This window comes from Enterobacter sp. RHBSTW-01064, assembly GCF_014103035.1.
Taxonomy (GTDB): domain Bacteria; phylum Pseudomonadota; class Gammaproteobacteria; order Enterobacterales; family Enterobacteriaceae; genus Enterobacter; species Enterobacter mori.
This window is the reverse complement of the sequence record NZ_JABXOU010000004.1, coordinates 463,901-476,382: the sequence shown is the minus strand read 5'-3', so window position 1 is coordinate 476,382 and position 12,482 is coordinate 463,901. Positions and strand designations below refer to the sequence as shown.

Genomic DNA, 12,482 nt, shown 5'->3' with positions numbered 1-12,482 from the left:
GTGAGGCTTCGCGGGTATAACTCGCCAACCTTCGCCCTGGCTGCGATGGATAATGATGAGCAGCAGGCTGAGCAACATCGATATTATCGCGCAGAGGTTTATCTCAAAGAAGGCGGTCAAAATTATGATGTGATGGGCTGGAATCAGGAACAGCTTATTAATGACATACTCGACCAGTACGAAAAACATCTGCACTTCCTGCACCTGGTTCGTTAATATCCATATGCCACCCTGAGGGGTGGCATTTTATTTTTATCAGCCACTATACGAGGGAATGCAATATGAACTCACGCTGGCAATGGATTCTGAAGCAGATATTTAAAAAACTATGGTTCAGGGCAGGGTTATTCGCAATTGTAGCAATAATGACGGCCCTATTATCTATTCTTTTTAAATCAATGATCCCTGAGTCGGTATCAGTGAAGGTTGGCGCAGAAGCAGTGGATAACATTCTGAACATACTGGCATCGAGTATGTTAGCTGTTACCACATTTTCTCTGAGTATCATGGTCACAGCGTACGGATCAGCTACCACTAATGTAACGCCAAGAGCAACGCGTTTAGTTGTTGAAGACGTAACCACACAAAATGTACTGGCCACTTTCATCGGTTCCTTTCTCTTCAGTCTGGTTGGGATCATTGCCCTTAATATGGGAGCCTACGGAGAAAGGGGGAGAGTCATTTTATTCGTTGTCACACTGGTAGTGATTGCCTTAATCCTCATCACATTGCTTCGTTGGATACAGCATTTGACCTCTCTGGGAAGGGTTGGTGAGACGACAGCAAAGGTGGAACAGGCAGCAATCGAAACATTTGTCGAAAGAGCTAAAAGTCCATATCTGGGCGGATATCCATGGCTTGAGAACAATGAACAACCAAACGGAACGGTTGCAGTTTATCCGGAGATAATTGGCTATGTTGAATATATTGATATGCTGAAACTCAGCAGGTTGCTAACTGAGGATCCTCGACATGTATATCTTGTAGCACAGCCAGGCAGCTTCATACACCCCTCGATGCCAGTTTTGTATCTGAGTCAGGGGCAGGGGCCATTAATCAGTAAAGATCTGCTTGATACAATCATCGTCTCAGATGTACGTTCATTTTCTCAGGATCCCCGATTTTGTCTTAGCGTTATGGCTGAAATAGCCTGCAGGGCCCTTTCACCGGCAGTGAACGATCCTGGCACCGCAATTGATGTCATTGGCAGAGGTGTACGAATACTATCCGCTTATGCGCAGAATAAATCTGATGAAACTGAAGTGACATATCCTTCAATACATGTTGCGCCACTTCAGAACAGGGAGCTACTGGAAGACTTTTTCTTACCTATTGCCCGTGATGGTGCCGGTATGAGTGAGATCCAAAGGAGAGTGCTTAAAGGGCTTTCAATGTTAGGAAGTAGTTGGCCACACGAGTTTGAAGATGCTGCACATATTTTGGCACGTGAAATTTTAGAGTATGTAAATCGTGCAGCTCACACCGATTCCGATAAGGCTCGGATTCAATTAGTCTATGAACGTTTATTTTCCGACATACAATCAAAAACTATCAATGTTAAAACTGGCAAGAAGAACTAATGGGTTTGGGATGCGTTTCATAAGTGAGGATTGCCAAAAAGAGGTTATCAAAACCCAAACTTCATCGAAATTAATCAATGGGTTAGGTAAAGGTTTAAAATGCTTGACTAGAACTCCAGTTATGATAGATTCCTCTAAAAATCAATTAATTACTTTCGCCTTGTTGAAATACTGCTGCGTCATATGGAATGGTTCGAAGCCGCAGACCTGATCGTTAAAGGTATGGAAGGCGCGATTAACGCGAAAACCGTAACTTACGATTTCGAACGTCTGATGGAAGGCGCTAAGCTGCTGAAATGTTCAGAGTTTGGCGACGCGATTATCGCGAATATGTAATCTACTCGCTGGATTAAATATCAACGGGAGCCTAAGGGTTCCCGTTTTTTTACCTCGATTATTGTTACAATCACGCTTGTTATGGAAAATATAAAACCGAGTTAACTTAATCTGAGACTTTAGCCTTTCCCTTGATTAATGACTTTACTGAAAAGGGGAAGGATCGCTCTTCTGAATTTATGCTTGATTTTAGTCTTAAAGGCTCTGCCTGCCATAAGCTGATTCCATATTTTCTTCTTTCTTATATGGATTTCGTGCGCATCTTGCGGAACATTAATCGTAGAGTTCTTAGCTTCATCAGAAAGATGCACAGGATGAGGGACAACTGAATATACCTCAACCAATGACATATCTTCAAACAGCCCCCATTTATCAGACACAATCCAAACAGGATAAAGCCCTTTTAGTAACGATCTTGCGGCTTCATAGTTTATGATATAACTATGTGCCGTTGTGGCAAGTAAGGTTTTATGTAAAGAGTAATTGCCAAAAATAGTCTTTAATGGTTTTTTAAAATACTTGTTTGTGCGGCTTAGCAAGATAATCGAAGGACGTTCTGAAGGAACGGTGATGCTTTGGAGTATGTTTTTAAAATCTTCGGTCAAAACAACGTCATCTTCAAGGATCAGAGCATTATTGATCTTTTCATCAATTATTTTTTGGTAAATTTTTTGATGGCTTAGTGCACAGCCGATCTCACCAGGAAGAAAAGCGTAATTTACTTGAGCTGTGACACTTTGCCTCTCTTTCTCTGACATCGCTCTGCCATCTACGGCCTCTACAAACTCAGCAGAAAGCCCCAGAGCAACAAGCTGGGCCTCAATCTTCTGCCTTCTTTCTACGGACTGTTTAAGATTTACAATAAAAATCTTCATAAAAAACCTATTATTAAAAGCCTTTTTGTGGTCACGAGTCGAACTCTGTAGCTGAGCAGCAAAAAAGATGCACGACATGAATATGTCTGTCTATCAAGCTCAACCCGTAACGACATCTCACTGCGGTATTATGCTTGTCGCTGTTACTGCTGCAATAGCTATCTTCATTCTTATGCCAGAAATGTATCTGTGGATGGCCAAAACGGGTCGAAAAGGCATTAGTCGTTTGTTGAAGTAATCAGTCAACTGACTGAGCCTTCCATGGGCTTTTGTCAAAGAGCGTCGTCAGATATAATCGCGATATTGCTCTTTAATTGTTAAACTTGAGACAGGCATGAACAACGATATCCCACTTAAATTTTATGACATCGTCGACGAGTACTCGACGGAAGCCGCTGAAATGGTGAGCGAAGCGGAGCGAGATCAGCTGGCACACTATTTCCAGTTGTTGATCACCCGTTTGACGAATAATGAAGAGATCAGCGAGGAAGCCCAGCAAGAGATGGCCAGCACAGCAGGTATTCGCACGATGCGGATTGATGATGTTGCGAATTTCCTGAATCAGTGGGGCAACGAGTAATACGTTGATATCATGGGGCGAAGGGTCATCGTTTAGACATCCCGGCTCACCGCCCTTCAGTAATTTGAGTTATACTCTATCCGAATGAGTGAATCAGGATAACGTTCGGCAATAAACGATATTTTGTTTCACTTTCTCCCCCTTTTAAAAACGTGCTCGCAGACATCAGGTTGAGATAAATTGCGCAAACAACCAATACTGGTGGTTTCATTTGCATAGCTTAGGTACAATTTATTTTCCTCTTATACTGACCTTTGCTACAGTGACAAGAGTTGTCAGCCAGGGATATCAGGCGTGATAAGGTGGATTAGCTCGTGCATGTGAAAAACGCGTTTAACACAACAACCATTACCGTCATCATCGTCTCACTGATTATTTCGCTGTCGCTTGTCGTTCAGATCGCCACGTCCAGACAGCAATCAATTCAACAAATTAATACCAGCGTTGCCAACCTGAGCCATACCCTTGATGTGTACACTGAGGGGATTATGCGCCAAAGTGAAATGTTGATTACCACCGTCTCTGACATGATTGAAATTTATGGCATGACGCCGCAGCAGGCTGTGAATATTCAGCGGATAATTACAAATCAGGATGATTTACTTTCTCAGATAAATAATGTTGTCGTCTACGATGCGAAAGGGGATATCTTCACGGCATTGCATGAGGGGTTTTCCGGTTCCCGTATAGGGGCTGACAGGCCATTTTTTGTGTATCACAAAGAAAATAAAAATTCACAGATTTTTATTGGTCAACCTGTGGTGAGCAGAACAAACGGTAAATGGGTGATTACCATCAGTCGACGCCTGGAAACGCACTCGGGGGCCTTTAACGGGGTTGTCGTGGTTACGCTGGGTATCGAAAACTTTCTTGCGCTATATGGACAAATTAACATTGGTCATTCTGGGGTTATCGGTTTAACGACGCAAACAGGTGTATTACTGGTTCGGCACCCTTTTAAAAATAACTATATTGGCGCGATTGTTTCTGACTCACCCCTCTTTAAAGAGTATCTCAAGGTACAGAACGCCGGGATAGCCAGTTCCGTCTCGCGGTTTGATAAAATCGAACGCATCTACGCGTTTGAGAAAAACAGACGCTATGGTTTGGTGACGACCGTGGCGGTCAGCAAGGAGGAGGCGCTGTCTCCCTGGCGCAAGCAGGCTATTCAACTCGCCGTCGTTATTCTTATTTTAACCGCCGTGCTGATCGTGGCTTCCTACTTTTTGTATGTAGACTTATCCAGAAAAAACCGGGTTAACAAAGAGCTTCAGATCATTGCCTCTGAAGATGCATTGACCGGGCTTTTCAATCGCCGCGCATTTGATGAAAAGATCCTGTCTGAAATTGCGCGCTGTGCGGCTGACAATTCCCCGATTTCGGTGCTGATCGTGGATGCGGATTTCTTCAAAAAATACAATGACAACTACGGGCACCCGGAAGGGGATCGCTGTCTTAGCCTTCTGGGAGAGTGTCTCAGGAAAAGCCTTACCCGGAACAACCAAATTGTGGCGAGATACGGCGGTGAGGAATTTGCGCTCATCTTGCCTGACACCGATATCGAGGAGGCGTGTCGCCTTGGCAAATCGATTATTCGCAATGTCTGTTCCCTGAATATTGAACACGATTTCAGCCCCTTTGGGCGGGTAACGGTAAGCGTAGGGGTCTCAACCGCGCGTGCCGTGGAGATTGCAGGCAGCCAGCAGAACATTATTATTGCTGCCGATCGTGCGCTCTATCAGGCAAAACGGGCCGGGCGAAACCAGCACGCCTTTATTGCGGTATGACGTGTCTGCCCTGCAGACAAAAAAAAGCCCACTCAAGAGTGGGCAAGAAATACTGGAAGCAATGTGAGCAATGTCGTACTAAATACCTGAGTATTTCACTCAACTATTCAGTGTTGAGAAAGATAATCTTTCTCAACAAAAGATGCAACCCCACATTTCATGTGGAACGGCATTTTTTATAGCTCAGATTTTACTCAATCAAACCCTGTGATGCTTATCACAAATTTCCTTTCTTAAATCCTGTGCTATCCTTTTCTGTGTCGTTGATTTAATGACAAAAACCATACAGAGAGGAAAGCTATGGGAATTTTATCCTGGATTATCTTTGGGCTGATTGCGGGGATCCTGGCGAAGTGGATTATGCCAGGCAAAGATGGTGGTGGGTTCTTCGTAACCGTTATACTGGGGATCGTGGGTGCAGTCGTTGGCGGCTGGATCAGTACCCTGTTCGGGTTTGGCAAAGTAGATGGCTTCAATTTTGGCAGCTTTGCCGTCGCGGTGATTGGCGCCCTGGTGGTTCTGTTTATCTACAGAAAAATCAAAAGCTAAATCTGTTATTTGCTGAAAAAGGCTGCCAGATGGCGGCCTTTTTACATTGGAGGTTTACCACCAGCCGAACTGTGAACCTGCGACAGCCACGATTGCCACGACCAACATAATGATGGTTGTTTTTCTCATTTATGCCCCCGGCGCAGCGTAACCGCCAATGAAAAACCAGGCTAAAAAAATCACCGCCGTTATAAAAATAACAACCGGGAAGAGGATCCCTATTCGCATGCCATCACCTTTATCGTTTTACGTAACGCCGTAGAGTGTACGGCGTTAATCCATCGTGAGAAAGCGTGTTTTACTTTTTCCTTTTTTGTCTTGATACATCGCCATATCTGCCGCCTGTAACGCGCTGTCCGCATCGGTGCTGGCGGGATCAACTTCGACGATGCCCAGACTCGCACCCGGATACACAATATGAACCTGACCGAGCCAGTATTCACCCGCAATGCGAGCGCTAAGCCGGGTTTTCAGCAGATTAACCTGCGTCCTTTCGGCTTCTTTTGTGCTTTGACTCAGACAGGCTACCAGAAACTCATCGCCGCCTAATCTTCCGACGATCTCGTCCTCGGTCTGTTCGTCAGTGAGTCGCTTGCCCACTTCGATCAGGAATCGATCGCCCGTCTCATGCCCGAAGCGATCGTTAATCAGTTTGAAATCATCCAAATCGATAAACGCAATAATGGCGTTGCGTTTAAGGTGTTTAGCTAAGGAAAACAGGGTGGTGAGATTCTCGAAAATCGCCCGACGGTTGGGCAACCCCGTGAGGGCATCGGTATACGAGTGGGCGATGAGCGCTGCATTGGCCTCGCGAAGCTGGGCCACCAGGGACTCTTTCTGAATGTACTGTGCAATTAAACCGGCAAACAGTTTCAGCACTTGCTCACCGCGTTCACTAAGCTGCTTTTTTTCCGTGCTGGTCGCGCAGAGGGTCCCGTAAATCGAACCATCAGCCAGGTGAATAGGGATACTCATGTAGGTTGTAATCCCAAGCGCTTTTGCGGCTTCGCAATCAGGCCAGCGACCCGCCACGTCGTTGCTGAACAGCGTATCGCTGTCTATCGCACGCTTGCACAGGGTATCCCCCCACGGAACGCTCAGCCCTTCAGGGATCTGCATCTGCTTACTGTTGCGGGCATAAAGAATGTGCTGCAACCGCGCGTTGATATCCACCTTTGTCAGGTAGGTGGATTCCATTTCGGTCACAATTTCCAGCATCTCCAGCAGCTGGCGTACAAGACTTTCTAAGGATTGCTCGGTGGCGAGTGTTTCAGAAACACGGGCAAGGATGATATCCGACATGACGTGGGTTGACTCCCATACAGAAGACGTCTGCATCTGCATGTTATGCTGAAATTTTCCAATTTCGACATAGTAAAACATGAATATAACAAATTTTATACATTCTCCGGGGCGATTCTGGAGACAAAAAGGCCCCGGTGCAGAGACCGGGGCAAAGACATCTTGATTACGGAATGATGTTCTCTGGTCATATCGAGAACACGCTGCACTGTAAGGGGCAAAAGTGCAGTTACGATGGAGAAATCATGGAGAAAACCCTCCTGACCCGTTACCCTGACCTTTTCAGGACGCTTTAAGGATTGCGATGATGAAATATCTGTTACTGGCACTGGCGTTACCGCTCGCAGCATGCACAACAAAAGCCACTCAACCTGACGCCCCTATGCTGCCGCATGCGGTAGGTATGGCGAACCCAGCCTCCGTGTACTGCCTGGATAAAGGTGGCGAACAGATCCCGGTGCAAAGTCCGCAGGGTGTGCGTACCGAGTGCAAGCTGCCTGGCGGTGAAGTGATTGATGAGTGGGATCTCTACCGTCGCGATCATCCGCAACCTGCCAGGTGACAGCGGGATACTCTCTGCGATACACTTCTCTTTAGGATTATTCTTAGCCAGTTTCTGGCGATATTGACCGCGAGAGAAGTATGTTTCAGTTAAAGCCGGGCAGCCTGGCGATAATCATTGGCGCGCGTACGCCAGCTGGCCGCCGCAACGTTGGAAAATCAGTGGAGCTGTTTGGTCTTTGCCAGCCAGGTCAGCGTTTTGTTAATCCAGTAAACGGCGTGATGACGCAGCTGCCTGCAACGGCGGACCGTGCGCTGTGGCTGGTGACGGGAGATGTCTATGCGTTTGATAATCAGCATGGCTTTGCGTTTGTCCGCCCGGAACATCTGCTGCCGCTGACGCCGGACGAAACATCGCAGACCTGTGATGAACTGACGATCGGTTGATTACAGATGGCGCAGCCAGTCAGCCAAAACCAGGGCATGATTTTGCGCCTCGTCTTTAGCGCCGTAGAGCAGGGTTAAGGTCTGCCTGTTTGCCAGAGCTGCCAGACGCTGGCCTTCGTCCTTATGCTGCGCCAGTTCTTCCCGATACGCCTTACTGAAGGCAGTGAAATCAATCGTTTCGCTATGAAATGCTTTGCGCAATTCAGTTGAAGGCGCGAGCGTTTTACACCATTCATCATACGCGAGGTCTGTTTTTTTCATCCCGCGTGGCCACAACCTGTCCACCAGAACCCGATAACCGTCGTCCTGACTGGCCCGATCGTACAGGCGCTTGCACCGAATCATATTTCACCCCTCCCAATTTAAGGTATTGTGATAATTGCAGAAGATCGGTAGTCTGAGGTTCCTTATGTTATCTGATAATTCTTTGGCATAAGGACTCCCTCATGGAACACCTCCCGGTTAAAACGACGCTGCGCATTGCCCTTGTTGGCGATTATAACGCTAATGTGGTCGCGCATCAGGCGATCCCACTGGCAATTGACGATGCCGCCGCTGTACTGGATCTCACCGCCGATTATGACTGGCTTGCAACAACGGAGCTGACCAGTCCGGAAGACCTGGTAGGCTATGATGCCATCTGGCTGGTGCCTGCAAGTCCCTATAAGAACACCGAGGCGGCCTTCATCGCCGCACGCTACGCCCGTGAAAACAGTATTCCCTTCCTCGGGACCTTCGGTGGATTCCAGCACGCATTGATTGAGTACGCGCGCAATGTGCTGGGCTGGAGCGATGCGGCTCACGCCGAAACGGATACCGAAGGGACGATGGTGATTGCGCCGCTGACCTGCTCGCTGGTGGAAAAAACCGATGCCATTGAACTGCGCAACAATACGCTGATCGCGAAAGCCTACGGAAAGCCGGAAATTGTAGAGGGCTATCACTGCAACTATGGCGTGTCGCCAGAATTTGCGCAGCAACTGGAGAGCGGTGATATGCGCGTGACGGGCTGGGACGAACAGGGCGACATTCGCGCAGCCGAACTGGTTACGCATCCGTTCTTTGTCATCACCTTATTCCAGCATGAACGTGCAGCGCTTGAAGGGCGTCCGGTGGTGCTGGTGCAGGCGATGCTGCGCGCGGCGCGCGGATAAAACAAGGGCAGACTATCGGGTCTGCCCTTGTCATTAGCGGGGTGTGATCTCCCGGTCACGCCCGGCAAGCATGCCGCAAACCGCCATCACCGCGGCGGCCAGCGCGCAGGCCATCAGTGGAATGCGCCAGTCCCCGGCTGTGTCGTGAATTTTCCCCATCAGCGGTGGCCCGCAGGCGGCCAGCAGATAACCAATCGACTGCGCCATACCGGATAACGCCGCCGCCTGGTGCGCAGAGCTGGCGCGCAGACCGATGAAGGTCAGGCCGAGGATCATGGTCGCACCCGAGCCAAAGCCAAACACCAGCGTCCATATTACCGCCATGTCAGGCGCAAACCAGAACCCCGCCGCGCTTACCGCGCACATCAGTGCCACGATACCGGCGATCCCGCGCTGATCCTGCAGGCGATGGAGGAGCAGGGGGACAGCAAGACCCGGCACGGCGGTGGCCAGCTGAAGCAGGCCGTGCATCGAACCTGCCTGTGTTTCACTGTAGCCGTGACTGAGTAAAATCGCCGGCAGCCAGCCGATGATCACGTAGTAAATCAGCGAGTTGATTCCCAGAAACAGAGTCACCTGCCAGGCAAGGGCAGAGCGCCAGATGGCGCGATTGTGCAACGCACCTGCGCCGGTCACGGTGGCAGCAGGAGTCTGACGCCACTGCGGCAGCCACAGCAGCAGGGCGACCAGCGGGAAGATCATCAGCATCAGCAGCGCGCCGTGCCAGCCCGCATCACCCAGCGCCAGGGGAACAATCAGCGCAGAGCCTAATGCAGCAGACGCCCCCATTGTCAGGGAATACGCCCCGGTGAGCTTAGCCACCTGTCCCGGGAAGTCGCGCTTGATTAACCCCGGTAACAGCACATTGCCCAGTGCGATACCACAGCCGATGACCGCCGTACCGATAAACAGCAGAGAGGCCGAAGGCAGGGAACGCACGCCAATTCCGGCGCAAATCAGCAGCAGGGCGAGAAACAGGCTGCGCTCCATGCCGATACGGCGGGCGACACCTGCGGCGAGGGGAGAGATTAACGCGAATGCCAGCAGAGGCAGCGTGGTGAGCAAACCCGTTTGGGCGGTGGTTAAGCCGTAGTCCTGACGGATGGTGTCAAGCAGCGGCGCCGCCCCGGTAAAGGTGACGCGAAGCGTGGTGGCAATCATCAGGATGCCTGCAATCAGCAGCGCGCCGTGTTTTCCTGACGTTCGAATAGCTGTAGTCATTATGTTCTCATACGTTCAAGCGAGCGCACACAATACCGATTTTCAGCCTGGTTGAAATCAAGCTAAAATGACAGTTTATCGCTAATATCGGACAACTTTATGATCGGTCTTGGGCTGGATGGCTACGATCCGGATAGCCAGCACGACCCTGCGGTGGCGTTTCGCATCCGCGTGGTGGCTGAAGAACAGCATATTCCGCTGCATCATCACCGCAAAGGTCAGCTGATTCTGGCGCTGGGGGGCGCGATCACCTGCGATGTGGAAAACGCTATGCTGATGGTGCCGCCGCAGTATGCCGTATGGGTTCCGGGGGAGATGCCGCACAGCAATAAGGCCACGCCAGGCGCACAGCTGTGCTTCTTATTTATTGAACCCGGCGCCGTCAGTTTGCCCGATCGCTGTTGCACCCTGAAAATCTCCCCGCTGGTGCGGGAACTTATTTTATCGCTGGCGGATAAATCGCGTGAAGAGTTGCGCCTTGCGGCCACATCGCGACTTGTGGATGTCCTGTTTGACGAGTTACCGCTCCAGCGTCAGGAGCATCTGCAGTTGCCCGTGTCGCCCCATCCTAAAATTCGGCTGATGAGCGAGAAGATGGCAGAAGAGCCTGCCGCCTGGCAAACGCTGGCGCAATGGGCGAGTCACTTTGCCATGAGCGAGCGCAACCTGGCGCGGCTGGTCGTAAAAGAGACGGGGCTAAGCTTCAGGCGCTGGCGACACCAGCTGCAGTTGATTGTCGCCTTGCAGTTGTTAATTAGCGGGAACTCCGTGCAGCAGGTAGCACAGTCACTGGGGTATGACTCTACCACCGCCTTTATTACCATGTTCAAGAAAGGGTTGGGGCAGACGCCTGCTCGCTATATTGCCAGCCTGACTACGACTTCCCAATAAACAGCGAAACCAGCCCGGCGGCAATCAGCGGCCCCACCGGCACGCCGCGGAACAGCGCTACGCCGAGCACGGTGCCTACCAGCAGGCCCGCCACCAATGAGGGCTGGCTGCTCATCAGCGTCACGCCGCGTCCACCCAGCCACGAGACAAAAACACCCACCGCGATCGCCACCAGCGATTTCCAGTTCATGAACGAATGCAGCAGTGTCGAGGCGGGAAGCGTGCCGCTGGCGATCGGAGCCATCACGCCGATGGTCAAAATGATAATCCCGATAGTGAGGCCTTGTTTTTCTATCCACGGGAAAAAGGTATTGAGCGGGGTCACGCGCACAATAATTAGCACCAGAATCGAGATGGCGACCGTGGTGTTATGGCTGACAAAGCCGAGCGCGGCGAGTGCCAGAAGAATGAGCAGAGTAGGGTCAAACATAGGGAGTCCTTGCCAAAATAATTAACCTGCTTACTGTACGCGCAAACGCGACGCAGGACAGTTTTAAAAAGATTTTGTTGTTGTCATAACCTTGTCATTTACGCGGATTAAAACGGAGGCAGATATCGCAAAAGGGGTCGCCATCATGAACGATCACATGTTTGTTGAAACGCTGATTATCTCCTCATCGTTTTTCGCTATTGCCGTGATTCTCGTCGCCTCCGTACTGTTTCTGGAAAGAAAAGGCTGACGGGGCGTCAGCCTTAGCGGTTACGCTTTATGGAAGGTCACCAGCTCAGGACGGGCGATGCGCAGGTAATCCTGGGTATCCATAATGACGGATTTCTCCAGCAGGCCAGCGTTAAACGCGATTTCGTCGAAGCGCTCGAACAGCAGAGGGTCGGCCACCAGCGCCAGGTCAGGATGGAAGCTAAAGGGCGGGATAGCGCCGAAAACGCAGGCGGTCAGGGTATCGACTTCCGCCGGGCTGGCGAGCGAGGCCTTAAGCCCGCCAAAATGGCTGGCAAGCTTGCTCAGGTCGGCCTGCAGGTCGGCGGCCAGGATCGCCAGAACGTGTTTTTTTACGCCGTTGCCTTTCACTTTGCACACCAGCGCTTTTGCGCCTTGTCTCAGATCGGTCCCGCGAATTTCACTTACCGCTTCACATTTCCCCACTGCCTCGTGCTCCATCACCCGAAACCGCGCGCCCTGCTCGGTAAGTAAGGTAATCAGCTGCTGGTGAGTTGCCGTCCCAATAACATCTTCAGACATAACGATTTTCCCGGTAATAAACCCATTTGCAGCTTGCTACATTATCACGGGATGAACG

Annotated in this window: 16 protein-coding genes and 2 pseudogenes; 11 read left to right on the top strand and 7 right to left on the bottom strand. The window is 50.2% G+C overall.

The features are described 5' to 3' along the window. The 3 genes and pseudogenes from HV355_RS15360 to HV355_RS15350 all read left to right on the top strand — a co-directional run. Positions 1 to 216 (top strand): annotated as a pseudogene (locus HV355_RS15360) (choline transporter); the annotation flags it as partial. 65 nt (positions 217 to 281) lie between these two features. Further along, complete coding sequence (locus HV355_RS15355; protein WP_182402522.1) at positions 282 to 1,580, top strand: DUF2254 domain-containing protein; 1,299 nt, start codon at positions 282 to 284, stop codon at positions 1,578 to 1,580. Positions 1,581 to 1,745: 165 nt separating this feature from the next. Then, positions 1,746 to 1,916, top strand: a pseudogene (locus tag HV355_RS15350) (NADP-dependent isocitrate dehydrogenase); the annotation flags it as partial. Between the two features lie 119 nt (positions 1,917 to 2,035). On the opposite strand, the gene HV355_RS15345 reads toward HV355_RS15350, so the two are convergent. After that, positions 2,036 to 2,791 (bottom strand): glycosyltransferase family 25 protein, encoded by a 756-nt coding sequence (locus HV355_RS15345; protein ID WP_182402520.1) that lies wholly within the window; start codon positions 2,789 to 2,791, stop codon positions 2,036 to 2,038. Positions 2,792 to 3,125: 334 nt separating this feature from the next. Between HV355_RS15345 and HV355_RS15340 the strand changes: the two genes are divergently transcribed. The 3 genes from HV355_RS15340 (at position 3,126) to HV355_RS15330 (ending at position 5,707) form a co-directional block, all read left to right on the top strand. Beyond that, on the top strand, positions 3,126 to 3,371 hold the full coding sequence (locus HV355_RS15340; RefSeq protein WP_182402518.1) for a YmjA family protein: 246 nt from the start codon (positions 3,126 to 3,128) through the stop codon (positions 3,369 to 3,371). Positions 3,372 to 3,685: 314 nt separating this feature from the next. Further along, positions 3,686 to 5,158, top strand: coding sequence for a sensor domain-containing diguanylate cyclase (locus tag HV355_RS15335; protein WP_182402516.1), 1,473 nt, complete (start codon positions 3,686 to 3,688; stop codon positions 5,156 to 5,158). A 300-nt stretch (positions 5,159 to 5,458) separates the two neighbouring features. Next, positions 5,459 to 5,707 (top strand): GlsB/YeaQ/YmgE family stress response membrane protein, encoded by a 249-nt coding sequence (locus HV355_RS15330; RefSeq protein WP_010430025.1) that lies wholly within the window; start codon positions 5,459 to 5,461, stop codon positions 5,705 to 5,707. A gap of 129 nt (positions 5,708 to 5,836) precedes the next feature. Here HV355_RS15330 and HV355_RS15320 read toward each other — a convergent pair whose 3' ends face one another. Both HV355_RS15320 and HV355_RS15315 read right to left on the bottom strand, forming a co-directional pair. Next, a complete protein-coding gene (locus HV355_RS15320; protein WP_010430030.1) occupies positions 5,837 to 5,935 on the bottom strand; it encodes a YoaK family small membrane protein in 99 nt (32 codons plus the stop codon). A 45-nt stretch (positions 5,936 to 5,980) separates the two neighbouring features. Continuing rightward, entirely contained in the window at positions 5,981 to 7,009 is a 1,029-nt protein-coding gene (locus HV355_RS15315; RefSeq protein ID WP_148399860.1) for a sensor domain-containing diguanylate cyclase, read from the bottom strand. Positions 7,010 to 7,316: 307 nt separating this feature from the next. Between HV355_RS15315 and HV355_RS15310 the strand changes: the two genes are divergently transcribed. Both HV355_RS15310 and HV355_RS15305 read left to right on the top strand, forming a co-directional pair. Beyond that, entirely contained in the window at positions 7,317 to 7,571 is a 255-nt protein-coding gene (locus HV355_RS15310; protein WP_182402543.1) for a DUF333 domain-containing protein, read from the top strand. 80 nt (positions 7,572 to 7,651) lie between these two features. Continuing rightward, positions 7,652 to 7,957, top strand: coding sequence for a periplasmic protein (locus HV355_RS15305; RefSeq protein WP_042714215.1), 306 nt, complete (start codon positions 7,652 to 7,654; stop codon positions 7,955 to 7,957). Here HV355_RS15305 and HV355_RS15300 read toward each other — a convergent pair whose 3' ends face one another. Then, the gene (locus HV355_RS15300) at positions 7,958 to 8,302 is read right to left on the bottom strand and encodes a DUF488 domain-containing protein (protein WP_182402514.1); all 345 of its coding nucleotides are present in this window, start codon (positions 8,300 to 8,302) and stop codon (positions 7,958 to 7,960) included. Between the two features lie 101 nt (positions 8,303 to 8,403). Between HV355_RS15300 and HV355_RS15295 the strand changes: the two genes are divergently transcribed. Beyond that, positions 8,404 to 9,111: a CTP synthase gene (locus HV355_RS15295; protein WP_182402512.1), complete on the top strand. Its 708-nt coding sequence runs from the start codon at positions 8,404 to 8,406 to the stop codon at positions 9,109 to 9,111. Between the two features lie 33 nt (positions 9,112 to 9,144). On the opposite strand, the gene HV355_RS15290 is transcribed toward HV355_RS15295, so the two are convergent. Then, complete coding sequence (locus HV355_RS15290; protein WP_182402509.1) at positions 9,145 to 10,332, bottom strand: CynX/NimT family MFS transporter; 1,188 nt, start codon at positions 10,330 to 10,332, stop codon at positions 9,145 to 9,147. A gap of 99 nt (positions 10,333 to 10,431) precedes the next feature. Here HV355_RS15290 and HV355_RS15285 point away from each other — a divergent pair, with 99 nt between their 5' ends. Beyond that, a complete protein-coding gene (locus HV355_RS15285) occupies positions 10,432 to 11,223 on the top strand; it encodes a helix-turn-helix transcriptional regulator (RefSeq protein ID WP_148399516.1) in 792 nt (263 codons plus the stop codon). Here HV355_RS15285 and HV355_RS15280 read toward each other — a convergent pair. Further along, on the bottom strand, positions 11,207 to 11,653 hold the full coding sequence (locus HV355_RS15280) for a DUF441 domain-containing protein (protein ID WP_010430052.1): 447 nt from the start codon (positions 11,651 to 11,653) through the stop codon (positions 11,207 to 11,209). The genes HV355_RS15285 and HV355_RS15280 overlap by 17 nt on opposite strands. A gap of 145 nt (positions 11,654 to 11,798) precedes the next feature. Here HV355_RS15280 and yoaI point away from each other — a divergent pair, with 145 nt between their 5' ends. Next, on the top strand, positions 11,799 to 11,903 hold the full coding sequence (yoaI, locus tag HV355_RS15275; protein WP_010430055.1) for a small membrane protein YoaI: 105 nt from the start codon (positions 11,799 to 11,801) through the stop codon (positions 11,901 to 11,903). A 20-nt stretch (positions 11,904 to 11,923) separates the two neighbouring features. On the opposite strand, the gene HV355_RS15270 is transcribed toward yoaI, so the two are convergent. Continuing rightward, a complete protein-coding gene (locus tag HV355_RS15270; protein WP_148399515.1) occupies positions 11,924 to 12,424 on the bottom strand; it encodes a YbaK/prolyl-tRNA synthetase associated domain-containing protein in 501 nt (166 codons plus the stop codon). Positions 12,425 to 12,482 lie beyond the last annotated feature (58 nt).

Coding starts and splice junctions, on each gene's coding strand:
- HV355_RS15330 (WP_010430025.1), top strand. CDS start 5,459: ATGGGAATTTTATCCTGGATTATCTTTGGGCTGATTGCGGGGATCCTG.
- HV355_RS15280 (WP_010430052.1), bottom strand. CDS start 11,653: ATGTTTGACCCTACTCTGCTCATTCTTCTGGCACTCGCCGCGCTCGGC.
- HV355_RS15315 (WP_148399860.1), bottom strand. CDS start 7,009: ATGTCGGATATCATCCTTGCCCGTGTTTCTGAAACACTCGCCACCGAG.
- HV355_RS15300 (WP_182402514.1), bottom strand. CDS start 8,302: ATGATTCGGTGCAAGCGCCTGTACGATCGGGCCAGTCAGGACGACGGT.
- HV355_RS15310 (WP_182402543.1), top strand. CDS start 7,317: ATGAAATATCTGTTACTGGCACTGGCGTTACCGCTCGCAGCATGCACA.
- HV355_RS15295 (WP_182402512.1), top strand. CDS start 8,404: ATGGAACACCTCCCGGTTAAAACGACGCTGCGCATTGCCCTTGTTGGC.
- HV355_RS15355 (WP_182402522.1), top strand. CDS start 282: ATGAACTCACGCTGGCAATGGATTCTGAAGCAGATATTTAAAAAACTA.
- HV355_RS15340 (WP_182402518.1), top strand. CDS start 3,126: ATGAACAACGATATCCCACTTAAATTTTATGACATCGTCGACGAGTAC.
- HV355_RS15290 (WP_182402509.1), bottom strand. CDS start 10,332: ATGACTACAGCTATTCGAACGTCAGGAAAACACGGCGCGCTGCTGATT.
- HV355_RS15345 (WP_182402520.1), bottom strand. CDS start 2,791: ATGAAGATTTTTATTGTAAATCTTAAACAGTCCGTAGAAAGAAGGCAG.
- HV355_RS15320 (WP_010430030.1), bottom strand. CDS start 5,935: ATGCGAATAGGGATCCTCTTCCCGGTTGTTATTTTTATAACGGCGGTG.
- HV355_RS15305 (WP_042714215.1), top strand. CDS start 7,652: ATGTTTCAGTTAAAGCCGGGCAGCCTGGCGATAATCATTGGCGCGCGT.
- HV355_RS15285 (WP_148399516.1), top strand. CDS start 10,432: ATGATCGGTCTTGGGCTGGATGGCTACGATCCGGATAGCCAGCACGAC.
- HV355_RS15270 (WP_148399515.1), bottom strand. CDS start 12,424: ATGTCTGAAGATGTTATTGGGACGGCAACTCACCAGCAGCTGATTACC.
- yoaI (WP_010430055.1), top strand. CDS start 11,799: ATGAACGATCACATGTTTGTTGAAACGCTGATTATCTCCTCATCGTTT.